Below are 23,380 nucleotides of genomic sequence, written 5' to 3' on the forward strand. Positions count from 1 at the left end.
TCCTCCGGCGGCGTCGCCTGGGGCCAGCCGGTGATGCAACTGCTCATGCCCGGCCTGCCGTTCGGTGGCGTCGGCGAAAGCGGCATGGGCCGCTACCACGGCCGGTACTCCCTGGAGACGTTCAGCCACCTCAAGGGTGTCGCGGACGTCCCGCTCAGCTAGCCCCGCGCCTTCTGCCGACGTCGCAGACCTTCATCCCGTTTCCCTCCGTATTGCAGAAAGAAAGAAACCCATGCCTGTCAACACTTCAGAAGCTTCGCCCGCCCCGTCACTTTTCTCCCCCGTCTCTCTCGGGAAGATCGAGCTCGCCAACCGCATCGTCATGGCACCGCTGACCCGGGTCCGGGCCGGTTCCTCCGGCATCCCCGGGGACCTGATGGTCGAGTACTACCGGCAGCGGGCGAGCGTCGGAATGATCATCACCGAGGGCACCTACCCCGACCACGCCTCGCAGGGTTATGTCGGTGAGCCGGGCATCGCCACCGACGAGCAGGCGGCCGGCTGGCAGCGGGTCTTCGAGGCGGTGCACGCCGAGGGCGGCCGCATCGTCCTGCAGATCATGCACGCCGGCCGCGGCACCCACCCCGACATCAACGGCGGCTGCCGCATCCTCGCCCCCAGCGCGATCGCCATCGACAACAAGACGTTCACCGAGAAGGGCGAACAGCCCTACCCCGTACCGGAAGCGATGACCACCGCGGAAATCCGGGCAGCCGTGGAGGACTTCGTCACCGCGGCCCGCCGGGCCATCGACGCGGGAGCGGACGGCGTGGAGATCCACGGCGCCAACGGCTACCTTCTCCAGGAGTTCCTCTCCCCGGCGGCCAACCAGCGCACCGATGAATACGGCGGCTCACCGCACAACCGCGCCCGCTTCGTCGTCGAGGTCGTCACGGCGGTCGCCCAGGCCGTCGGTGCCGAGCGGGTCGGGCTGCGGATCTCGCCGGAGGTCGACCTCGGGGACGTCTTCGAGACCGACCGGGACGACGTCCTGGCCACCTACGGCACCCTGCTCGACCAACTGCGCCCGCTGGGCCTGGCCTACCTCTCCGTACTGCACGCCGAGCCGGGCGGCGACCTGGTGCAGGAGCTGCGGCGGCGCTTCGACGGCAAGCTGATCGTCAACAGCGGCCCCTTCGGGGGGCCCACCACCCGCGAGCAGGCGCTCCAGCACATCGAGGCCGGCCACGCCGACGCCGTGGTCGTGGGCCGGGCCCTCATCGCCAACCCCGACCTGGTCGAGCGCTGGCAGGGCGGCCACCCGGAGAACGAGCCGCGGCCGGAACTGTTCTACGGGCCGGGCGCCGAGGGCTACACCGACTACCCCTTCCTCGAAGCGGCCTGAGGCCCACGGTCACGCCTGTCCATGCGCCAGCCCCACTCACCCATGGACAGGCGCCCGACCGGCGACACCGTGCCCGCCCCTGTGAGCCCGCGCTCACACCGGCGATCACCGGCCCGAGGACCGCCGGGTCCGTCAGGGCGTTGACGGTCCGCCGGTTCCTGGCCGGCAGCCTGCGTTCGGTGACCTCGTCGAGCGCATCGCTCTCGTGCGCTGCCACCGCGGCGGCGTTCGGCCACAGCTGACGCCTATGACAGGGCGGCACCCGCAAGTTCACCGGGCACCCCCAGTCGGGGCCAGGACCATGGTGTGCGACAGCCACCACGACGTGATGAGGAAGTTCTCCAGCGCCGGCAGCGGCGGCGTGCCGATCCCCGCCGCGGCGGCATCGAGCGCCGTGTGCACCGCTGTGGCGTCGATCAGCCCGTGCCCCACCAGCGTGCTCGCGTCGATCAGCTCGTGCAACTCTTGGTGGTGGGCGCGCAGGCCCGCGTACTGCAGCGGCGTGAAGTGGCCTTGCTCTGCCTGCCGGTCAGCCAGCCCGGCAGGTCGGGGCGGGCCATGGCCAGCAGGGGTTTGTAGACACCTGGACGGCGCCGCTCTCCGGCACCGATCCGCAGGCAGGCTGTGACGACCTCGTTGTCCAGGAATGGGCTCACCTGGTTCACGCCGTGCTCGGCGAACAGCGGTGCGCAGTCGCGTATGGGTGTAGCTCTCTTGAGGGGACGTTCCTGATCAGGCCGTGAGTTCGTGGTTGTGCTGGTCGGGGCTTCGCGTTCAGGACACGCAGCCACACCCATCCCGGAAAGCGCCAGCCTCCCATCAACTCCCTAGCGGGTAGGCTCCTTGTCGCATTTACCGACAGGGGCAGATCTACCGCCGGATCTCGTGCGGGAACGCGGTTGAAGCGGCCGGGGATCGGTGGAGGTGTCACGCTCTCAGTCGAGGGCGCGATGGCTGACGCCGAGGGCATTGAGACGCTCCAGGTGCGGACGCAGGCGGTCGGTGACGAAGTCCGCGAAGTCGTCGACGCCGTTGCCGTCGTTCCGCCACACCGCCTCGGCGAACGCGCACAGACGCGGGAACAGCATGTACTCCGCGTGCTTGGGCGTCGGAACGTACTCCGTCCACAGCTGGCACTGCGCGCCCAGGACATGCCGCGCCGCTTCGGGCTCGTCGGCGAGCGCTGCGGGCACGGGGCGGTAGTCGTACACCTTGGACAGCGGGACGAAGCCACTGATCGCGAGCGGTTCCCTGTCGTGGTCCTCACTCTGGTAGCGGTCGAAGTAGAGGTACGCGCACGGCGCCATCACCACGTCGAGTCCACCGCGTGCCGCCTCGACGCCGGCCTCCTCGCCGCGCCATGACATGACCACGATGTCCTTGTGGAGGTTGGCCGGCCCGCCGCCTTCGAGTACCTCGTCCCAACCGATGAAGCGTCGGCCGTTGTCCGAGAGGAACGTCGCCATCTGGCCGGTGAACCACGCCTGCAGGGCGTCCTCGTCGGTGAGGCCGAGCGATCGCATCCGCGCCTGTGCGGCTGGGCTGGCCCTCCACTCCTCCTTGGGACATTCATCGCCGCCGCAGTGGATGAGCCGACTCGGGAACAGGCTCATCACCTCGGTGAGAACGTCGCGGCAGAAGTCGAGCGCAAGGTCGTCGACGTTCAGCACCTGCTCACTGATCCCCCATACGGTCCAGACCTGGGGCGGTCTCAGGCCGTTGCCCAGTTCGGGATAGGCCGAGATGGCGGCGAGCATGTGGCCAGGCATGTCGATCTCGGGGATGACAGTGATGAAACGTTCCGCTGCGTACGCCACGATCTCGCGGATGTCGTCCTGGGTGTAGAAACCGCCGTGCGGCGTGCCGTCGAAGGTGTACTCATCCTCCGGCCGGTCGGCATGGCCGATGAGCGTCTCGTGTCGCCAAGCGCCGACTTCGGTGAGGCGTGGGTACTTCTCGATCGCGAGCCGCCAGCCCTGATCCTCCGTGAGGTGAAGGTGGAGGACGTTGAGCTTGTGGAGGGCAAGGAGGTCGATCAGCCGGAGAATGAACTCCTTTGGCATGAAGTGCCGCGCGGCATCGAGCATCATGCCGCGCCAGCCGAGCTGGGGCCCGTCGGTGACGCTGACGGCCGGCACCGTCCAGTCGCGTTCGACGGCCGTCGCCGAGAAGACCTCGGCCGGAAGGAGCTGCCGTAGCGACTGGACGCCGTAAAACACACCTGCCGGGTCGCCGCCGGTGATGGTGATGTGGTCGGACGTGACGGTCAATTCGTACGCCTCGGCGTCGAGGGCCCTCGGGGCGACGGACAGAGTGATCGCGGCCTGCCCGCCATCGGCATCCGGCAGGGCAAACCCGGTCGCGGGTCGCAACGCACGGCGGAGAGCGTCGGCTGCGGGGGCCGAAGCGGCGTCGGACCGGATCGATGTGGTGCCGGTCAGGCGGAAGGCATCGTCATGCTCGTGACGGTCGAGGCGCTGAGGCTTAGGAAGAATCACACCATGTGAGCCTACTGCTCGAATCTGCGTGACAATAGGCTAATCAGATCAGCTTCACACATCTTGAGGGGAGCTGCTAATCCGAGAATCGATGCGTCAGTGGGCAGGCGGCAGCGGCCGGGCGGTAGCGGGGTCGGATGCGAGGCTGACCTTGTAACCGAGCGCATCGACCGCCCACGCCCTGGCCTACGCCGCCGTCGGCCACCGCTACACCCGCCGCCTCAACGCCCCCCGCCGCCCGGCCTGGCAGACCGGACAGGCCCTCGGCATCACCAAGCCGATCCGCATCGGCGACCGCGAGGTGACACAACGAGCCCTCTCCAACGCCACCCTGCGCACCGTCGCCCGCTTCTGCCAAACCGCCGACGAGGCCATCACCCCCCATCACGTGCCCCGCCTTCGCGGCCTGGAAGACACCGACCTCCATGCCCAGCTCGCCGCCCACATCGTGCCGTTCGCCCACAAGGCGTGGGCCGACCTGCAGCACCCCGACGATGGCGCCGTCCGCTTCGACCACGACCACTACCTGAAGATCTGGGCCCTCACCCGGCCGCGCATCCAGGCCGACTTCCTGCTGCTGGACGAGGCCCAGGACACCAACCCCGTCGTCGAACAGATCTTCCTCGCCCAGCGCGACCACGCCCAGCTGGTCATGGTCGGCGACTCCGCCCAGGCCATCTACCAATGGCGCGGCGCCAAGGACGTCATGACCGGCTTCGACGGCACCCAGCTGGCCTTGTCCCAGTCCTTCCGTTTCGGCCCCGACCTCGCCGCCGAAGCCAACCGCTGGCTGCACCTGGCCGACGCGCCGATCCGCCTCACCGGCACCCCCGCCGTGCCCACCGAACTCGGCCTCGTCACACAGCCGGACGCCGTCGTGTGCCGCACCAACGTCGGCGCCATGGCCCAGGTCATGGCCCACATGGCCGCGGGACGCCACGTCGCCCTGGCCGGGGGAGGAGACAGCCTGCACGCCCTGGCCCTGGCCGCCCGCGACCTCAAAGAAGGCCGCCGCACCCACCATCCCGAACTGCTCCTCTTTCCCTGCTGGGGCGACCTGCAGGACTACGCCGCCCACGATCCCGCGGGCCGGGACCTGCAGCCCCTGGTCAACCTTGTCGACACCCACGGCACTGACGCCGTCCTCGCCGCCATCGCCCAGCTCGTCCCCGAACCGCACGCGCATGTCACCGTCTCCACTGCCCACAAGGCCAAGGGACGCGAATGGCCCAGCGTCCTCATCGCCGAGGACTTCGCCCGTTCCCTCAACGACACCACCGGCCAGACGGGAAGCACGCCGGCACCCGTCCCCGAGCCCGTCGACGATGCAGAGGCCCGTCTCGCCTACGTCGCCGTCACCCGCACTCGCCGGCGCCTCGACCTGGGAGGCCTCTCCTGGATCTACGACCACCCGGACGGCAGACCGCCGAGCCAGGCCCGTCCTGATGATGACCAGGCGGGGCCACAATGAGGTGTTCTGCCGCCAGGAACCTGCCCGTAAGCTGCTGAAGTGCGAAGAGATACTCTCCGCCCGCTGGGCCGCTGTCGGAGGCTTCTCCTGAGTGCGGTGACGGTTGTTCCCGAGGTTCGCTGCCCCCGCGCGGTGTGGCCTGCGCTCTGGCCTCGGTTTGAGCGCTACGGAGCGACCACGACCTCCGCCAACGCGGATCGCAGCTCAGGGGGAGGCATCTGGTCGGTGACAAGGACATCGACGATCGACAGGTCACCGAGGGCCATCGCCTTCTTGCGGTCGAACTTGGTGTGATCGGCGGCGACTACGACCCGGTCCGCGAGATCGAGAAGTGTGCGGCGCACCTCGACCTCGGCGGGGTCGAAGTAGGTGACCCCGCGGTCGACGGACAGTCCTCCGCAACCGAGGATCATCAGGTCCAGATGGATCTGCGGCCTTTCCTGTGCTGCCGTGGAGGCGACCAGGCTCAGTTCGGGTGTCATGAGCCCGCCCAGGACGAGGACCCGGCTCCTCGTGTCGCGCAGTTCAAACGCTGCGTGGAGCGAGTTGGTGATCACGGTCAGATCGTCCCGGACGGCGAGTTCCGCGGCGACAGCGGTACAGGTGGTGCCGGTGTCGACGCCCACCGAGGCACCCGGCTTGACCAGGTCCGCCACGGCCCGCGCGATTCTCGACTTCTCGGACGTCATCGTCGAGGACCGGGACCCGTAGGCGGGTGCCCGGCGTGGCACCGCGCCGCCATGGACCCGGTCCAGCAGCCCTGCCTGATCGAGCTCGGCCAGGTCGCGGCGGATCGTCATGCCGGACACTCCGAAGCGCTCCGCGAGCGTGTTGACGTCGACCTGCCGGAATTCCTGCAAGGCACTGAGGATGGCTCGTTGTCGGGAGTTGCGCACGGGTTCCATCTCGTCTTGAGCCACGCTCATCACGCTATCCGGCCTCCTGCCCTGGGCTTCCACCCGGGGTGACCCATTGCTGCCACCCCGTCCAAGCGGTGTTCATGTGAACATTACAGCCGACTACCTCGACCTGTTGCGACGCCAGCTCGCGCGGGTGGGTTCGGCTCGATACAGACGATGCAGTGGCGAGAACCCATTGACCCGCCCGCTTCCTGCGGCTACGTTCCGAGTCACTAAATGTTCATTCGAACATCGCCGTTCGGAGGTCCCCATGGCTGTGCCCATCAAAGCCGGCATCGAGAAGGTGCCTGGCGGGCTGATGCTCGTCCCGATGCTCTTCGGAGCCGTGGTGCACACGGCGGCGCCGGGCTCCGGAGAGTTCTTCGGTTCCTTCACCGGGGCCCTGTACACGGGCCTGCCCGCGATCCTGGCCGTCTTCTATGTGTGTCTGGGCTCGACCCTGGACGTGAAGGCGACGCCCTACATCGCGAAGAAGGGTGGTGTGCTGCTGGGGACCAAGGTCGTGTTCGCGTTGGTCGTCGGTATCGTCCTGGGGAGGTTGCTCGGCGAATCGCCGGTCAGCGGTGGGGTCTTCGCGGGGTTGTCGACGCTGGCGGTCGTGGCGGCGCTAAACGACACCAACGGTGGCCTCTACATGTCACTGATGGCCCAGTTCGGGCGCAAGCGCGACGTCGGCGCCTACAGTGTCATGAGCCTGGAGTCCGGGCCCTTCCTCACGATGGTGACGCTCGGCGTCGCCGGTCTGTCCGCCTTTCCCTGGCAGACCCTGGTGGGGGCGATCCTTCCCTTGGTGCTCGGGATGCTCCTGGGAAATCTCGATCCCGAGATGCGGCGCTTCTTGGCCCCCGCCGTACCGGCGATCGTGCCGTTCCTCGGGCTGTCGCTGGGGCTGACGCTCAACCTGACCGCTGTCTGGGAGGCCGGTCTGCTGGGGGTCGGGCTGGGGCTGTTCGTGGTGCTGGTCGGTGGGGCGGTTCTGCTGCTGGCCGACAAGGTGAGCGGTGGCGACGGCATCGCGGGCCTGGCTGCGGCGACCACCGCCGGCAACGCGGCTGTGGTCCCCTCGATCGTGGCGGCCGCCAATCCCGTCTACGCGCCGGCCGCCGAGTACGCGACCGTGCTCGTGGCCTCGTCGGTGGTGGTGACGTCGATCCTTTGTCCGCTGATCACCGTCTTCTGGGCACGCCGGATCCTGAAGCAGCCTGCCGCAGCCGACGGCCTCGGCGATGCGACAGCCGACGGGGACGGGCCGTCCTCCGCCCCGCACCACATGCTCGGCGGTAACAGGGAAGCTGCCGCACAGCACGACGGCATCTGAGACGAACGCCCCTCACACCGCAGTCGTCGAGAAACGGAGAGCACATGCGTGATCAGCGGGTCGTGCGCTGCACCTACTACCTGGAATCGGAGAGCGATCCGGAGCAGGCTGCCGCGGCCATGGCCGGGGAGCAGTCCAGTGGCACCTTCGTCGCTGTGCCCGGCGAGTCCCCGCGCATCCGAGAACGGCATGCAGCACAGGTCGTCAGCGTGCGGGACCTGGGCACGCGCAGCCCGTCGCTGCCGTCGCGGTCCCGCCCCGAGACGGTGCGGGCCGCTGTTGTGGTGGTCGAGTTCCCGATGGAGAACATCGGGACCGACCTGGCGACCCTGCAGACCACGATCGCAGGCAACCTCTTCGAACTGGGTGAGCTGTTCGCCTGCCGCCTGCAGGACATCGAGCTGCCGGAGGAGTTCGTTGCCGCTCACCCGGGCCCCGCGTTCGGCATCCCCGGCACCCGCAGGCTGATGGGAGGTGCCGAGGGCGTCATGATCGGCACCATCATCAAACCGAACGTCGGTCTGGACGAGAGCGAGTTCCGCCTGGCCGTACGGGAGTTGGCCCGGGCGTCGGTCGATCTGATCAAGGACGACGAGCTGATGACCGATCCGGTGTACCTACCGCTGGAGCGCCGGGTCGCCGTGGCCACCGAAGAGATCCGGGAGGCCGAGCAGATCACCGGCCACCCGGTCATGTATGCCTTCAACATCACGGGGGACCTCGCCGGACTCCGCCGGCGCCACGACCTGGTGGTCGGGGCGGGCGGCCGGTGCGTGATGCTCAACGTCCCCGTCATGGGACTGGCCGCACTGGCCTGGTTGCGGGGGTTCTCCGAAGTCCCCGTGCACGGACACCGCGCCGGACTGGCCGCATCGATGCGCTCGCCGGCGCTGGGGGTGTCGTACCGGGTGTGGCAGCAGCTGGCCCGCCTGGCGGGAGCCGACCATCTGCATGTCAGCGGCCTCGGCAGCAAGTTCTACGAGACCGATGAAGAGGTCGCGGCCCACGTACGCAGCCTGCTCGACCCCTTGGGCAAGACGCTGAGTCCGGTACCGACCCTGTCGTCCGGCCAGAACGTCACCACCCCGGCACCGACCTTCACCGCGGTCGGCTCGACCGACCTTCTGATGCTCGCGGGCGGAGGCGTGGCCGCGCATCCCGACGGACCGGCGGCCGGCGTGCGCAGTCTCCGGGCCGCCTGGGCGGCTGCCGTCGACGGTGTTCCCCTGGAGGTGGCGGCACACGCGGCGGCCGAGGCAGGCGACCCGGCGCTGCTGCACGCCGGGCGCACGTTCGGAGGTGTGGCCTGACATGACGTACGTCAGTTTCGTGGCCGACGACCTGACCGGTGCCAGCGATGTCCTCGCACAGGCCCACCGGCACGGTCTCGACGCCGTGCTCGTCATCGGGGACGGAAGCCGGCCGCTGCCCACCGACTGCGATGTCGTCGGGATCGCCGGACCGGCTCGTTCGCTCGGCGGGGCAGCCTTCGACGAGCTGGTGCACGCACAGCTGGAACGCATCGCCACCGCCGATGCCCAGGTGCTGATCTACAAGGTCTGCTCGACCTTCGACAGCGCCCCCGCACGCGGCAGCATCGGCAGAGGCATCGAGCTGCTGCACGAGCGCTTCCCCCACCACGGCCCGGTCGCGGTCGCACCGGCACAGCCGGGCTTCGGCCGGTACACCGCCTTCAGCAACCACTTCGCCGGCTATTCCGGGGACGCCTACCGTCTTGACCGGCATCCCGTCATGGCGCAGCATCCCTCGACCCCGATGCACGAGGCCGACCTGCGGCAGGTGATCGCCGAGCAGCTGCGTACCGGTGAGGTCCCCGCGGCCATCCACCTCCCCGCCTACACCGATGGTTCCTTCGGCGAGCAGTGGGCGACGCTCCGCCGGTCCAGCCGGGCCGCCTTCGTCGTGGACGCTGTCGAGGACGGTCACCTCGACACCCTCGCGCTGGCACTGCGAGAGGACGACGCCCGGCAGGGCCCGTCGATCGTGGTCGGCTCCGGCGGTGTCATGGCCGCCCTCGCCCGCACCGCCACCAAGGGGTCCGACGTGGCCGACGGCGCCCAGCCCGCCTCCGGGCCGGTGCTGGCCGTCAGCGCGTCGGCCTCCAGCACGACGGACGCACAGATCGCCGACGCCATCGGGCACGGCTGGGCCGAGCTGGCCGTGCCCACGCAGTTGCTCAACGGACAGGACCCGTCCCTGCTGGACGACCTGGAAAACCACTCGGCCGCCATGCTCGCGGCCGGACGGAACGTCATCGTGCACACCACGCGCGGTACCCAGGACCCCCGCTACGCCGCGGCCGGTCCCCTCGACGCCGCCCATGTGGGCAAACTCCTGGGCACCCTGGCCGGGAACATGGCCGTCAAGGGCCTCACCAGGGACGTCGCCGTGCTCGGCGGTGACACCTCCAGCCACGCACTGCTGACCATGGGGGTGAGCGAGCTGCGCGTCGCCACCCAGTTCGTCATGGCCGCCCCCGTCTGCCGCACCGACAGCGAAGCGGCCGTGGCCGGCTGCCGGCTGCTGCTCAAGGGCGGACAGGTCGGTCCGGTCGATGTCCTCGAACGCTTCGCGCAGCCGCATCCCGCCCACTGACCACCGTCCGTCCGGGCCACCAGTCATCCCGCCACGTACGAGACACGAAGGAGTGTGCAATTCATGAGGGCAGTCGTCAAAGCAGTCGCGGACAGGGGAGTCGAGTACGTCGCCGATGCGCCCGAGCCGAAGGCCGGCGACGGCGCGGTCGTAGTGGAGATCGCGGCGGCGTCGTTGTGCGGCACAGACCGCGAATGCTACGAGTGGTCGCCGGCGGCCCGGGCGTTCAACCTGGGGCTGCCCGTCGTACTCGGTCATGAAGCGGCGGGCACTGTCGTCGAGGTGGGCACCGGTGTGGAGAACCTGCGCGTCGGTGACCGCGTCGCTCTGGAAAGCCACTTGGCGTGCGGTCAGTGCTTCGCATGCCGGACCGGGGACGCACACACCTGCGAGCGCACGCAGATCCTGGGCATGCACTTCGACGGGGTCTTCGCCGACCGCGTCGCCGTGCCCCACCGCATCTGTGTCCCCCTTCCCGACAGCGTGCCCTTGGAGACCGGCGCACTGCTGGAATCGGCCGGCGTCGCGGTACACGCCATTCAGCGAGCCGGCTACTCGGTAGCCGGCCGAGGCGTTCTGGTCAGCGGCGCCGGCCCGGTGGGCATGGTCGTCGCGCGACTGGCATCCCTCATGGGCGCCGCCTACGTGATCGTGATCGAGCCGAATCCGTTCCGCCGCGCCGAAGCCGAACAGCTCGGAGTGATCACGATGGAGCCCGGAGAGGGTGTCGCCGAGCGCAGCCGCGAACTCAGCGGCCACCGCGGCGGGGCCGATGTCGCCTTCGAATGCTCGGGAGCGGCCGCCGCACTCCCGTCCCTCTTCGACGCCGTGCGCCGAGAAGGAACGGTCGTGACCGTGGGACATCCGGGCCGACCAGTGCCGATCGACGTCGCTGCCCAGATCAACAAGCGGGGCATCACACTGCGGGGCATCTTCGGCCGCCGCCTGTGGGAAACCTGGGAGCAGACGCTGCTCCTGCTGAACTCCGGGCGCCTGGACCTGGACTGGCTGATCACGCACCGACTGCAACTCAGCCAGGTCGACGAGGCGATCGATCTGCTCACCGGCGACGCCTGCAAGGTGCTGTTGGTACCAGGGCTGGGCTGACGCTCCGATACCGGCCGTCGTCCGCCAGCCCATCCGCACACGACGAGCCCACAGCGTGGACGGCATGCCGCAGAGCACGCGGTCGTAGGGCGCCAGGGTCCGTCTTCAAACGGATCTTGCGCAGAGCAGGAAGGACGCGAGACTGACCGCTGCTTCGTAGGAGGCGGCGGTCTTGATACCCCTATGGATGCCATGCGGCCAGAGCCTGGCCTCGAGGCAAGGCATGGGTTCGGATGATGATCGTGTAGAGCTCTCGGGCGACGTAGCGTTTGAGGCAGCGGCTGGCTTCGCGTCTGGTCTTGCCTTCGGCGATGCGCCGCCCGGCGTAGCTGCGGCTGCGTGTCTCCCGGCGGAGTCTGGCAAGGACGATGGTGTAGAGAGCCGGCCAGGACGAGGACGAGGTGGAGCTGCTCGCCGTGCCCGAGCCGTGTGTGCTGTGCGGTCGTCCGGCCAAACAGCGCGTGGCGGGGTTCGCTCAGCATCTGGACCCCTCCGGCTGTCAGGCACCCCCTGCACAAACCCCGAAGTCCTCGCCCACCGCGCCATCTGCCCGGGCTCAAGTGCCGCGTACGGCCCGCCCGCCTCGTCCGGCCGGCGGGAGCACGGCCCCGCGCGGGCGGGCGTTCCAGGAGCCGTCCGGACCCACCGATTTGATCCACGAAGCGGTGCACGCCGTGCTCGCCGAGCACCGGGGCGACGTCGAAGCCGCGAGCGCCGTACTGCTGAAGCGGGCCATCCCGGACGCGATGCGCCTGCTGGACGAGACCCGCAAGGGCGCCCGCTACGACGTGATCGCCCACCCCTGGATCCCCGACATCCTCAAGAAGCAGACCTCCAGGGGCGCCGACCAGATCTGGGAGGCCCGCCCCAAGTGGACGCGGCCCGAGCTGCCGCCCGGGAAGCACGAGGTCACCGCACTCGACATCAACGGCGCCTATTTGAGCGCTCTCAAGACCCACCTCCCGCTCGGCCAGCTGGAACACACCACGGGCTTCGCGCACGACCGGCGCCGCGCCGGAGTCCACCTGATCACCCCGCCTGCCTGGGAACACGACGCGGTGCTGCCCAACCCGATCGGCCAGCGCGACGAACCAGGCCCCCTGTGGGTCACCGAACCGACCCTGCGCCTGCTGCTGCGCCTGTCCGGACCGAAGCACCGCCTGTGCGAGCCGCCCGAGATCCACGAGTCGTACACCTCGGGCGCCACCGAGAACCTCCTGGAGAAGTTCCGGATCGCCCTCAAGGACGCCCGCGACACCGCGATCGCTGACGGCGACGGGCTGACGCTGGAGTACGTGAAGGCGATGTACTCCAAGTTCGTGTCTACGATGGGGGAGTCGAACTACAACCGGGAGCTCTACCGCCCGGACTGGATGCACATCATCCGCTCCCAGGCATTCGCCAACCTCTGGATGAAGGCGCTCAAGGCCCACGACGCGGGACTGACGGTCGTACGGGCGATGGGAACCGACGAACTCCACGTCATCGGAGACTGGCGCCGTGTCTTCCCCGAAGGCCGCTCGGTTACCGAGGTCAAGGTCAAGGACACGTACACCGCAGGGACCGGCACCGAAGCCGGCACGGGGCAGGAGCAGTAGATGCCGGAGAAAAACATCGACTTCGGGAAGTTCGGCGCGAGCGGGATCAAGGGCAGCGAAGCCGTCGCCCGCCAGCTCGACCGGCTCGCCGCTCACATCGCCACCCCGGTGACCGCCAAGCGCGGCCTGATGGCACGACTGCACTACCTGACGACGTCGGACAGGGCCTGGCAGGCAGCCAAGGACGCCGGACTGACCGTGAGCGACCGGACGCTGAAGGCATGGCTGCAGGGCACACGCCGTCCCTCGAAGGCCAACCTGGAACGCATCGACGCCGCCTACAAGTCGGTGCGGCGCCGCAACGTCGCCCGCCACCTCACCGCCCGCCTCAACCGCGAAGGCCGCGGCACCCGCGTGGAGATCCACCCCCTCGACCAGTCCGGCGTGGCGCGCCAGCTCCAGCGGGTGGTGGCCCACCGGACGATGAACGTGCGCCGCTGGGACAAGATCGTCGGATCCTGGGCGGCCGGTGACCACCAGGGCCTGGACGACGCCTGGACCGCCGATGTCCTGCCCGATCTGGGCTCCCAGTGGGGCCAGTACGAGTACGTCAAAAACATCGGCTTCGCCGCGTAGCAGCCGGTGACCGGCAGGAAAATGGTCTCCAGCGCCCGCCGCTATGACGTACGGTGGTGTTCACCGACGCGGGGTGGAGCAGCTCGGTAGCTCGCTGGGCTCATAACCCAGAGGTCGCAGGTTCAAATCCTGTCCCCGCTACTGCAAGGTGGAGGGCTCACAACCATACGGTTGTGAGCCCTCCACTCTTATGACGCCTACATGTCGGCGGCCGCCATGCCCAACTGCCAGGTCAGGCACGAGCGTTGGCTCACCGGACCGGTCCGGGACGCGATCCGGCTGTGCCCCGCCCCAAGTAGCAGCCCGTTTCCGTCCGCCGGACCGGACGGCGCGGGCAGCCCCCTACGGTGGCGCCCCAGCCACATCAGCAGCGCCTGACGCCCTTCAGCCACGTCCACCCCCCACCCGGCCATCAACTGCTCCACGCCCGCAAGCCATCGGGACCGGTCCGCCGTATCCCGCCGCCCCGCGCATTCGAAGTCCAGCATGGCGCCCGCGAGTTCCGCGGCCTCCGGGTAGATCACCAGCGGGGCCGCCCGCATCTCCCGCGCGTCCAGCCCAGCCGTCCAGGCCCGCCGCACCCAGCACACGGTGTCCGGCATCCGCGTCCACCAGTACACCGCCACCCCCGCGCCGACCGCCGCCTCTACCTGACCGCCACCCCCTACGAATGGGATCCACCACGCCTGACCGAAGCACCCACCACCCGCCCCCAGCCCAAGCGCACCGCAGCCACCGCCCCCGCCTGGGACACCCCCGCCCTCGTCGCCTCCATGGCGGACACGAAAACCTTCGGCTCCCGCCTGCACACCTACAGCCACGCCGATGCCATCGAGGACGGAGTCCTCGCCGACTACCAACTGGTCGTCCCCACGATCACCGACACCCACCTGCGCACCGTCCTCACCACCCCCGACACCTACTCCGGCTTCGGCCCGACCGCACGCCGCACCACCGCCCTGCACCTGGCGATCCTCAAAGCGATGACCGAACACGACCTCCACCACGTGATCGTGTACTTCCAGCAGGTCGCCGACGCCACCGACTTCGCCCGCCAGTTCCCCCACACCCTGCGCACCCTCACCGAAGACCAACGTCCCGCCTGGACCAGCGACCTGGTAGTTCAGTCGATCAACGGCACCCACAACCCCGGCCAACGCCACGACATCCTCACCGACTTCGCTACCGCCGACCGCGCCGTGCTGACCAACGCCCAAGTACTGGGGGAGGGCGTCGACCTGCCCGCCGCCGACGCCGTCGTCTTCGCCGACCGCACCGCCAGCGTCCGCCGCATCGTCCAGGCCCTCGGCCGCGCCCTGCGTAAACCCCCCACCCAGGCCACCAAGACCGCCAGCCTCGTCATCCCCGCCTACATCCCCCACGGCGCCGACCCCACCGACCTCGTCGGCACCCCCTACGAAGCCCTCTGGCTCGTCACAGCAGCCCTGCGCCACCACGACCAGACCATCGCCGCCCGCGCCCCCCGCACCACCGCCAAACACCGCCTCGAACAAGGCACCCGCACACTCCTCGCCCGCCGCTACCGCTTCGACTTCACCCTCGACCCCGACGCCATCGCCCAGGCCATGGACCTGATCGCCTGGCCCGCCGACAACGCAGCCCTCTCCGCCCCGCGCCGGGCAGGGCTGGCGGCCGCGACCCGCTTCCACGCCGAACACCACCACCTGCGCGTCCCCACCGACTACGAGGACGCCTACGGCTACCGGCTCGGCACCTTCATCGCCGGCCAGCGCACCGCCCACAGGCAAGGCATCCTCACCGAGGACTGGACCGCCGAACTCGACGCGCTCGGCATGATCTGGGACGACCACGAAGCAACCTGGCAGGGCCACCTCACCACCGCCACCGCCTTCCACACCGAGCACGGCCACCTCGCCATCCCCCTCCACCAGCCCGGCGGCCAGTTCCTCGTCAGCCAGCGAGCCCTTGCCCGCAACCACCGCCTCCACCCCGACCGCCACGCCCAGCTCGCCGCCCTCGACCCCCACTGGACCCTCCCGCACGGCCCCGACTGGCACCGCAAATACCACCTCCTGCGACGCCACATCGAAGCCGGCCACAGCCCCACCACGCTGCGCCGCGACACGGTGATCGACGAGGTGAAGGTGGGAAGCTGGCTGCAGCGCCAGTTCTCCACCTGGAACCAGCTCGCCCCCGGGCAACGCGACCTCCTGGCCCGCCTGCGGCTGACTCCGACCGCCACCGCCCTGCCCCCTGCGAGGCGGATGAGCCCCCCCCCCGCGGCGAAGCGGCCCCGCCGTTCCTTCGAGGAGACCGCGCAGATCCTCCGGGTCTTCGTCGAGCACTGGAACCGCCCGCCCGGTGCCCGGGAATGGGTTGAGGTCGACGGAGAACGCGTCATGATCGGACCCTGGCTCTGCAAGACGCGTGCCAAAAGGAACGCCGGTCAACTCACCTCGGAACAAGATGACTTGATGTCAGAGATTCTCAAAGCGGACTGGGCTGCCTGTGAATCCGCGTAGAGACCTCTTTGGGGTAACTGTCCCGCAGTCCGTGAAAGCGGTGGATGACCCGGCTGATCGAGGAGTTGGTGATCCACGTTCAGGCCGAAGGACCGCAGCTGACCGGCGCAGGTGGAGACAGCGCTCGAGTTCCTCGAACGACAGTGAGCATGGAGTGCCGTTGACGCCCGGGCCGAGGAGGATGCCTAAGAGCCGTGATGCCTCTGGGCGAGCGGCTCGGGCGGCCCGGTCGGGGTTGCTGACCCGCTTGCTTCCTGAAAGTCGGGCGATGGCCAGGCCGGTGTCCGGGGCCGCCATACGCGATGTGTGTTTCCGGCTGGCGAAGCCCCCGGCGACTGTGCGAGGGCCGTGAGCCGTCCTCCTTGGTGCACCTCAGCGCATGAAGCGACGGCGCTTGTATGTGCCTTACGGCTCTGACCTGCGCAGATGGCTGAGCGCCGGGGTGGTTGTGTCGGTCGTATTGCACCGCTGTTGACCGCTGTTGTCCGCTCTGACGGGCACGCTGTGGGCACGGCTTCAAGGAACGGCCAGCAGGGCCCTTGCGTGAACGGGCTCTGCGCTTGGCTCGGTTGGTGGGGATGTCCGGCTCGGGGCGCCTTGGCGCGAGCACACGCCTTCCGGCACAGCTCCTCGGAACAGCAAAGGCGGCCCGGCTCATTTCCCGGCGTCTGGGCCGTACCACTGGAGTGCTTGTCCGGTGACCGCGGCGATGCACTCGAAGTCCCGGTCCCGGTGCAGAAGAGTCAGCCCCTGCAGCTCGGCCGCCCGGATGCTCACAGTCCGTAAGTACCGGCCTCCACACCCGCTCGCATGCTCACGATCGGTCAGCCGCCGCCTGTCGCCCGATGGTGCTGGCTCGTGGAATCAGCCGGTGCGGCGCCCGGATCTCCCTGCCCGGCACCGGAGTTGAGCTGCCGATCCGCTTCAGCAGCCGTTCCACCGCCGTCTCCGCGATCACCTTCTTGTCCGGGGAGACCGTGGTGACGGGTGGATTGGAGTAGCGGCCGTCCTCGATGTCGTCGTAGCCGACGACGGCGATGTCCTCGGGGACGCGCAGTCCGCGGGAGGCCAGGGTGTGCAGGGCGCCCAGGGCCACCAGGTCGCTGTAGCAGAAGACCGCGTCGGGCGGTTCCTCCAGGTCGTCGAGCAGGTGGGCCATCGCGGTCGCGCCGTCGGAGCGGTTGAAGCGCGGGGTGGAGACGACGAGTTCCTCGCTGACGGGCAGGCCGGCCCGCTCGTGGGCCAACCGGTAGCCCCGGGTGCGCAGTTGGGCCGCCTCGCCGGTGCGGTAGGGCTGGTCGCCGATCGCGGCGACGCGGCGCCGGCCGAGGCCGAGCAGATGCTCGGTGGCCTCCAGGGAGGCGGCGACGTCGTCGATGCCTACATGGTCGAAACTGCCGTCGCTGACCCGCTCGCCGAGTACGACGAGCGGCAGGCTCGGGTCGCGTTCGGTCAGGTCGGACTGGGCGAGGCCGAGGGGGCTGAAGATGACGCCGTCGAACAGCAGGTGCTGGGCGCCGCGGCTGAGGAACAGCTTCTCGTGCTCGGCGTCGCCGTCCGTCTGGTCGATCAGGACGTTGTAGCCCTGGACGCGGGCCGCGCGGATGATGCCCTGCAGCAGTTCGGCGAAGTAGGGGGTGTCCAGGTAGGGCACCACCACCGCGATCTGGCCCGAGCGCCCGGCGGCGAGGTTGCGGGCCAGCACGTTGGGCCGGTAGCCGAGCTTGTCCACGGCCTGCTGAACCCGGACCCGGGTGGCCTCGGCAACGGGGGCGTAGCCGTTGACCACGTTGGACACGGTCCGGCTGGAGACGCCGGCGAGCTCCGCGACGTCGCGGAGTGTGACGCCCTTTGCCATATGCCACCTTCATCCCGTATGTCGGTTTCAGCGCTGAAAGTTTTTCCCCCAAGAGAGTGCCTCTGCTCTTGCAGCGCGGCAACTTCTCGGTTAACACTTTTGCAGCGCTGCAGAGCGTAGCAGAAGGGCTTGATCCGGCGGATCAAGTTCCCAGGGACCGTGACGTCACCGCGCCATGGACCAAATCCCCGAGAGCGATCGCGGGGATGAACAGTAGGAGCCGCAGTGGGACCAGCAACCTCTCACGGGCCGGGAGCCGCACCCGTCCTGACAGGCATCACCCCTTTACTCACCGCGGTCTGAGCCGTTGCCCGGCGCGCCCGCCGCGCTGATCACCGAGCCGTCTCTCGTCTCACCCTCACCGACGTCACGCACGCCCACCCTCCCGCGTCGATCGACGTCCGCCCGCCGGCATCCGTAGGCGGGCAGCACACCCGAGCGCCTCGCGTCCGCGCCCGCCCTTCACCCGAGCCGGCATGCCCGCACGCCCTCGCCCCGTTCACCGCCTTCACGCCGGTCCTCCGTTGCCCGGCGCACCTCCCCTCACCTCCCGTACTCCGTCCTGCCCTCGGGCACCACACCCAGGAGATCGCTCATGTCGTCCAGCAGAAAGCCCCAGCTCCGTTCCGTCCGCCGGACCACGGTCGCGGCGACCTCCGCCGCCCTCGCCGGCGTGCTCCTCGCGGCCTGCGGCGGCGGAGGCGGCAGCGCCGGCGGCACGCAGAGCGGCCCCGTGCACATCAAGGTGTGGGCCTGGTACCCGCAGTTCAAGCAGGTCGTGGCCGAGTTCAACAAGACCCACAAGGACGTCCAGGTCGACTGGGTGCAGGCCGGTGTGGGCCAGGACGAGTACACCAAGCTGAAGACCACGCTGAAGGCCGGCCAGGGCGCCCCCGACGTCGTCATGCTGGAGTTCCAGGAGCTGCCGACCATCCAGCTCACCAAGGGCCTGCTCGACATGGGCAAGTACGGGGCGGCCGCGGACAAGGACAAGTACGTGTCCTGGGCCTGGAAGCAGTCCTCCGACGGCGACCATGTCTACGCCATCCCGGTCGACGGCGGCCCGATGGCGATGATGTACCGGGCCGACCTCTTCAAGAAGTACAACCTCAAGGTGCCGACCACCTGGGCGGAGTACAAGGAGGAGGCGGCCAAGCTGCACAAGGCCGACCCCAGCGCCTACATGACCGACTTCGGCAGCGACGAGACGGCCGCCGGCTGGCGCCAGGGCCTGATGTGGCAGGCCGGTTCCCGCCCCTACACGTACTCGGCGAGCAAGCTGCCGGACATCGGCGTGAAGCTGAACGACGACAACGCCAAGAAGGTGTACGGGTACTGGGGCGACCTGGTCAAGAACAAGCTGGTCGACACCCAGTCGTACGCCACCACGGACTTCTACAGCGGCCTCAGCAGCGGCAAGTACGCCACCTACCTCGCGGCCGGCTGGGGCCCGGGCTACCTCTCCAGCGTCGCCGCGAAGACCTCCGGCAAGTGGCGCGTGGCCCCGCTGCCGCAGTGGACCGCGGGCGCGGGCGCCCAGGGCGACTGGGGCGGTTCGAGCTTCTCGGTGACCTCGCAGACCAAGCACCCCAAGGAGGCCACCGAGGTCGCACGGGAGCTCTTCGGCACCTCCCAGGCGGCCTGGAAGATCGGCATCGACCAGGCGTACCTCTTCCCGCTGTCCAACCCGATCCTCAACGGGGCGTACTTCAAGTCCAAGAAGTACGACTTCTTCGGCGGCCAGCAGATCAACTCGGTGTTCGTGCCCGCCGCGAACGGCATTAGCTCCTTCGACTGGAGCCCGTTCCAGGACTACGCCTACAACACCGACACCAGTGAGGTGGGCAAGGCCCTCCAGGGCCAGACCGCCTGGTCGTCCGTCAACGACAAGGTCCAGCAGCAGGTGACCTCCTACGCGGCCAAGCAGGGATTCAAGGTCAGCAAGTAACCGGCCCGAGTCCCCGACTCCCCACCGCCTCCGCCGGCGCGCCCGCGCCTGACAGCTCCGCCGCCGGCGGGGGCCCGCACCACGCGCAAGGAGAAGTGATGAGCCTGCTCCGACAGCAGGGATCCACCGCGACGGCACCGCCAAGTGCCGTCCCCGCGAGGGGGCTTCGCACTCCCGTGACGGGCCGGCGCCCCGGCGGGCTGTCCGCCCGCACCCGGCACAAGGGCATGGGCCTGCTGCTGGTCAGCCCGTTCCTCCTGCTCTTCCTGGCCTTCCTGGTGGCCCCGCTGTGCTACGCCTTCTGGCTGAGCCTGCGCACCTCCACCCTGGTCGGCGGCGACCACTTCAGCTGGTTCGCCAACTACCGGCAGACCTTCACCGACCCGCAGTTCCTGTCCGGCGTGCGCAGAGTCGTCGTCTTCGGTGTGGTCCAGATCCCGCTGATGCTCGGCTTCGCCCTGCTGGGCGCGCTGATCATCGACGAGGTGACCAGCAGGCTCGCCAAGGTCTTCCGGATGACCCTGTTCATGCCGTACGCCGTGCCCGCGGTGATCGGCGCGCTGATGTGGGGCTTCCTGTACAGCCCGACCTTCGGCCCGGTGAACTCGATCAGCCACTCGCTCGGCCTCGGCAAGGTCGACCTGCTGTCGCACGGTCTGATGCTGACCTCGCTCGGCAACATCGTGACCTGGCAATGGACCGGCTACAACATGATCGTCCTGTATGCCGCCCTCCAGGGCCTGCCCCGCGAGGTCTACGAGGCGGCGAAGCTCGACGGCGCCGGCCAGCTCCAGACGGCCCTGCGCATCAAGATCCCGATGATCTCCTCGGCGCTGGTGCTCACTCTGATGTTCACCCTCATCGGCACCCTGCAGTTCTTCACCGAGCCGCGGGTCCTGGAGAAGACCGCCTCCTCGGTGATCACCCCGGACTACACGCCGAACCTGTACGCCTACAACCTGGCGTTCCAGTACTCGGAGTTCAACTACTCCGCCGCCATCTCGTTCTCCCTCGGAGCGGTGGTCTTCATCGGCTCCTACTTCTTCCTGTTCGCCACGCGTAAGAGGAGCGGACTGAAGTGACCACCGTCGCCGCACCCGCCGTAACCGCCGCCCCGGCCACCGGCCGTCGCCCGTCCGCCGTGCGCGGACGCGTCACCGTCAACGTGGTGATGGTGGCGATGATCCTGTACTTCCTGCTGCCGTTCTGGTGGCTGGTCGTCGCCGCCACCAAGGGCAACGACGCGCTGTTCTCCACCGCCGCCCTCTGGTTCCACTCGCCGGGCTCCTTCTTCACCAACCTCCAGCAGCTGTTCACCTACAACGACGGCGAGTACCTGCGCTGGATGGGCAACACCGCGATCTACGCCGGTGTCAGCGGGGTGGGCGCCACCGCAGTGGCGACTCTCGCGGGCTACGCCTTCGCCAAGTACCGCTTCCCCGGCCGGAACCTGCTCTTCTCCAGCCTCCTCGGCGCCATCATGGTGCCCGCCACCGCGCTGGCCATCCCCACCTATCTGTTGCTGAGCAAGGTGGCGCTGACCAACACCATGTGGGCGGTCATCCTGCCCCAGCTGCTCAACCCCTTCGGCGTCTACCTGGTGCGGGTCTACGTGCAGGAGTCCCTGCCGGACGAGCTGCTGGAGGCGGCCCGCATGGACGGGGCCGGCGAGCTGCGCGTGCTGTGGTCGGTGGCGCTGCCGACCCTGAAGCCGGCGCTCGTCACCGTGCTGCTGTTCTCCATGGTCGGCACCTGGAACAACTTCTTCCTGCCGCTGGTCATGCTCAACAACGACAAGTTGTTCCCGCTCACCGTCGGCCTGCAGTCCTGGTACGAGGGAGCGATGATCCAGTCGGGCGCCAACGCGCTGTTCACCCTGGTCATCGCGGGCTCCCTGGTGGCGATCCTGCCACTGATCGTCACCTTCCTGCTCCTCCAGCGGTACTGGCGCGGCGGGTTGACCGTCGGAAGCCTCAAGTGACCTGACGGGCCCGCCCGTTCTTCCTCTTCTTCTTGCGCACCTCCCGGAGCGACCTTCATGCTGCACGCCTCCCTGACCGTCGACCCCGCCTTCCGCGTCGCCGACGTGAGTCCCCGTACCTTCGGTTCCTTCGTCGAGCACATGGGCCGCTGTGTCTACACCGGCATCTACGAGCCCGGCCATCCGCTCGCCGACGAGGACGGCCTGCGCCGTGACGTCCTGGACCTGGTGCGTGAGCTGGGCGTGACCGCCGTGCGCTATCCCGGCGGCAACTTCGTCTCCGGCTTCCGCTGGGAGGACAGCGTCGGCCCGGCGGCCGAACGGCCCACCCGTCTCGACCTCGCCTGGCACAGCACCGAGACCAACGCGTTTGGCCTGCACGAGTTCCACCGCTGGGCCGAGAAGGCCGGCGTCGAGCCGATGATGGCCCTCAACCTTGGCACGCGGGGCGTCGCTGAGGCCCTGGACCTGCTGGAGTACAGCAACCACCCGGGCGGCACCGCCTGGTCCGACCAGCGGATCAAGAACGGCGCCCCGGACCCGTTCGGCATCCGTATGTGGTGCCTGGGCAACGAGATGGACGGCCCCTGGCAGACCGGCCACAAGACCGCCCAGGAGTACGGCCGTATCGCCGCAGAGACCGCTCGCGCGATGCGCATGATCGATCCGAAGCTGGAACTGGTCGCCTGCGGCAGCTCCAGCTCCGCGATGCCGACCTTCGGCGCCTGGGAAGCCACCGTTCTGGAGGAGGCGTACGACCAGGTCGACTACATCTCCTGCCACGCCTACTACGAGGAGCTCGACGGCGACCTCGGCAGCTTCCTGGCCTCCGGCGTCGACATGGACCACTTCGTCGACTCGGTGGTGGCCACCGCCGACCACGTCCGGGCCAAGCTGCGCCGCAAGAAGCGGATCAACCTCTCCTTCGACGAGTGGAACGTCTGGTACAACACCCGTTTCGAGGCGCGGGAGAAGCCCACCGAGTGGGCCGTCGCCCCCCGCGTGATCGAGGACGAGTACAACGTCGCCGACGCCGTCGTCGTCGGCGGGCTGCTGATCAGCCTGCTGCGGCACAGCGACCGGGTCACCGCCGCCTGCCTCGCCCAGCTCGTCAACGTCATCGCCCCCATCCGCAGCGAGGCCGGCGGTCCCAGCTGGCGGCAGACCACCTTCCACCCCTTCGCCCAGGCCGCCCGGCACGCCCGAGGCACGGTCCTGCGCGTGGAGCCGGTGGCTCCGACGTATGAGACGAAACGTTTCGGCGAAGTCTCCGTCGTCGACGCCGTGGCCACGCACCTCGCGGAGGCGGACGGCGCCGACGAGCTCACCGTCTTCGCCGTCAACCGGCACCAGAGCGAGAACGTCGAACTCGCCCTCGACCTGCGGGCGTTCCCCGGCTACACGCCGGTCGAGCACTCGGTGCTGAGCGACCCCGACATCCGCGCCGCCAACACCCAGGACGACCCCGACCGGGTCCGCCCGTACACCGCGGACACCGGTCCCGTCGCCGACGGCCGTCTCACCGCGAGCCTGCCGCCGGTCTCCTGGAACGTCATCCGGCTGCGCCGCGCCGGCTGACCCACCCCCTCGGACACCCGCCGTTCCTTGTTCTCCCGGAGAGCGGCGGGCCCCGCACCACC

At 69.1% G+C, this 23,380-nt stretch carries 17 protein-coding genes, 1 tRNA gene and 4 pseudogenes; 15 read left to right on the forward strand and 7 right to left on the reverse strand.

Features of this window, described 5'->3' with window-relative positions; all coding sequences use genetic code 11:
• Positions 1–162 (forward strand): annotated as a pseudogene (locus ACGFNV_RS43850) (aldehyde dehydrogenase family protein); the annotation flags it as partial.
• Between the two features lie 70 nt (positions 163–232).
• A complete protein-coding gene (locus tag ACGFNV_RS43855) occupies positions 233–1,345 on the forward strand; it encodes an alkene reductase (RefSeq protein WP_393630958.1) in 1,113 nt (370 codons plus the stop codon).
• Between the two features lie 270 nt (positions 1,346–1,615).
• Here ACGFNV_RS43855 and ACGFNV_RS43860 read toward each other — a convergent pair whose 3' ends face one another.
• From ACGFNV_RS43860 to ACGFNV_RS43870, 3 genes are all read right to left on the reverse strand, one after another.
• On the reverse strand, positions 1,616–1,807 hold the full coding sequence (locus tag ACGFNV_RS43860) for a hypothetical protein (RefSeq protein ID WP_393630960.1): 192 nt from the start codon (positions 1,805–1,807) through the stop codon (positions 1,616–1,618).
• On the reverse strand, positions 1,795–2,001 hold the full coding sequence (locus ACGFNV_RS43865) for a hypothetical protein (RefSeq protein WP_393630962.1): 207 nt from the start codon (positions 1,999–2,001) through the stop codon (positions 1,795–1,797). Before ACGFNV_RS43865 ends, ACGFNV_RS43860 begins: the two co-directional genes overlap by 13 nt.
• A 279-nt stretch (positions 2,002–2,280) precedes the next feature.
• A complete protein-coding gene (locus ACGFNV_RS43870) occupies positions 2,281–3,843 on the reverse strand; it encodes a beta-N-acetylhexosaminidase (RefSeq protein WP_393630964.1) in 1,563 nt (520 codons plus the stop codon).
• A gap of 169 nt (positions 3,844–4,012) precedes the next feature.
• Here ACGFNV_RS43870 and ACGFNV_RS43875 point away from each other — a divergent pair.
• Positions 4,013–5,314: pseudogene (locus tag ACGFNV_RS43875) on the forward strand (UvrD-helicase domain-containing protein); the annotation flags it as partial.
• A 164-nt stretch (positions 5,315–5,478) separates the two neighbouring features.
• On the opposite strand, the gene ACGFNV_RS43880 reads toward ACGFNV_RS43875, so the two are convergent.
• Positions 5,479–6,234: a DeoR/GlpR family DNA-binding transcription regulator gene (locus ACGFNV_RS43880; protein ID WP_393630965.1), complete on the reverse strand. Its 756-nt coding sequence runs from the start codon at positions 6,232–6,234 to the stop codon at positions 5,479–5,481.
• A gap of 250 nt (positions 6,235–6,484) precedes the next feature.
• Between ACGFNV_RS43880 and ACGFNV_RS43885 the strand changes: the two genes are divergently transcribed.
• The 7 genes and pseudogenes from ACGFNV_RS43885 (at position 6,485) to ACGFNV_RS43915 (ending at position 13,590) form a co-directional block, all read left to right on the forward strand.
• On the forward strand, positions 6,485–7,552 hold the full coding sequence (locus ACGFNV_RS43885; RefSeq protein WP_393630966.1) for a 2-keto-3-deoxygluconate permease: 1,068 nt from the start codon (positions 6,485–6,487) through the stop codon (positions 7,550–7,552).
• Between the two features lie 44 nt (positions 7,553–7,596).
• Entirely contained in the window at positions 7,597–8,862 is a 1,266-nt protein-coding gene (locus ACGFNV_RS43890; protein ID WP_393630967.1) for a RuBisCO large subunit C-terminal-like domain-containing protein, read from the forward strand.
• Position 8,863: 1 nt separating this feature from the next.
• Positions 8,864–10,168 (forward strand): four-carbon acid sugar kinase family protein, encoded by a 1,305-nt coding sequence (locus ACGFNV_RS43895; RefSeq protein WP_393630969.1) that lies wholly within the window; start codon positions 8,864–8,866, stop codon positions 10,166–10,168.
• Between the two features lie 63 nt (positions 10,169–10,231).
• Positions 10,232–11,275, forward strand: a complete 1,044-nt coding sequence (locus tag ACGFNV_RS43900; RefSeq protein ID WP_393630971.1) for a zinc-binding dehydrogenase — start codon at positions 10,232–10,234, stop codon at positions 11,273–11,275.
• A 383-nt stretch (positions 11,276–11,658) separates the two neighbouring features.
• Positions 11,659–12,873: pseudogene (locus ACGFNV_RS43905) on the forward strand (transcriptional regulator); the annotation flags it as partial.
• A complete protein-coding gene (locus tag ACGFNV_RS43910; protein ID WP_393630972.1) occupies positions 12,874–13,449 on the forward strand; it encodes a transcriptional regulator in 576 nt (191 codons plus the stop codon).
• 67 nt (positions 13,450–13,516) lie between these two features.
• Positions 13,517–13,590 (forward strand) — tRNA-Met (locus ACGFNV_RS43915).
• 56 nt (positions 13,591–13,646) lie between these two features.
• Here the strand turns inward: ACGFNV_RS43915 and ACGFNV_RS43920 are convergent.
• On the reverse strand, positions 13,647–14,051 hold the full coding sequence (locus ACGFNV_RS43920; RefSeq protein WP_393630974.1) for a hypothetical protein: 405 nt from the start codon (positions 14,049–14,051) through the stop codon (positions 13,647–13,649).
• Positions 14,052–14,222: 171 nt separating this feature from the next.
• On the opposite strand from ACGFNV_RS43920, the gene ACGFNV_RS43925 reads away from it, so the two are divergent.
• The gene (locus ACGFNV_RS43925; RefSeq protein WP_393630976.1) at positions 14,223–15,953 is read left to right on the forward strand and encodes a Helicase associated domain protein; all 1,731 of its coding nucleotides are present in this window, start codon (positions 14,223–14,225) and stop codon (positions 15,951–15,953) included.
• A 654-nt stretch (positions 15,954–16,607) separates the two neighbouring features.
• Here the strand turns inward: ACGFNV_RS43925 and ACGFNV_RS43930 are convergent.
• Together ACGFNV_RS43930 and ACGFNV_RS43935 are read right to left on the reverse strand one after the other, a co-directional pair.
• Positions 16,608–16,715: pseudogene (locus ACGFNV_RS43930) on the reverse strand (VapC toxin family PIN domain ribonuclease); the annotation flags it as partial.
• Between the two features lie 52 nt (positions 16,716–16,767).
• The gene (locus ACGFNV_RS43935) at positions 16,768–17,811 is read right to left on the reverse strand and encodes a LacI family DNA-binding transcriptional regulator (protein ID WP_393630978.1); all 1,044 of its coding nucleotides are present in this window, start codon (positions 17,809–17,811) and stop codon (positions 16,768–16,770) included.
• Between the two features lie 595 nt (positions 17,812–18,406).
• Here ACGFNV_RS43935 and ACGFNV_RS43940 point away from each other — a divergent pair.
• The 4 genes from ACGFNV_RS43940 (at position 18,407) to ACGFNV_RS43955 (ending at position 23,318) form a co-directional block, all read left to right on the forward strand.
• Entirely contained in the window at positions 18,407–19,759 is a 1,353-nt protein-coding gene (locus tag ACGFNV_RS43940) for an ABC transporter substrate-binding protein (RefSeq protein ID WP_393630980.1), read from the forward strand.
• Positions 19,760–19,857: 98 nt separating this feature from the next.
• Positions 19,858–20,841: a carbohydrate ABC transporter permease gene (locus ACGFNV_RS43945; protein ID WP_393630982.1), complete on the forward strand. Its 984-nt coding sequence runs from the start codon at positions 19,858–19,860 to the stop codon at positions 20,839–20,841.
• The gene (locus ACGFNV_RS43950) at positions 20,838–21,740 is read left to right on the forward strand and encodes a carbohydrate ABC transporter permease (RefSeq protein ID WP_393630984.1); all 903 of its coding nucleotides are present in this window, start codon (positions 20,838–20,840) and stop codon (positions 21,738–21,740) included. Before ACGFNV_RS43945 ends, ACGFNV_RS43950 begins: the two co-directional genes overlap by 4 nt.
• A 57-nt stretch (positions 21,741–21,797) precedes the next feature.
• A complete protein-coding gene (locus ACGFNV_RS43955) occupies positions 21,798–23,318 on the forward strand; it encodes an alpha-N-arabinofuranosidase (RefSeq protein ID WP_393630986.1) in 1,521 nt (506 codons plus the stop codon).
• Positions 23,319–23,380 lie beyond the last annotated feature (62 nt).

This window comes from Streptomyces sp. NPDC048751 (genome assembly GCF_043198595.1).
Lineage (GTDB): Bacteria > Actinomycetota > Actinomycetes > Streptomycetales > Streptomycetaceae > Streptomyces.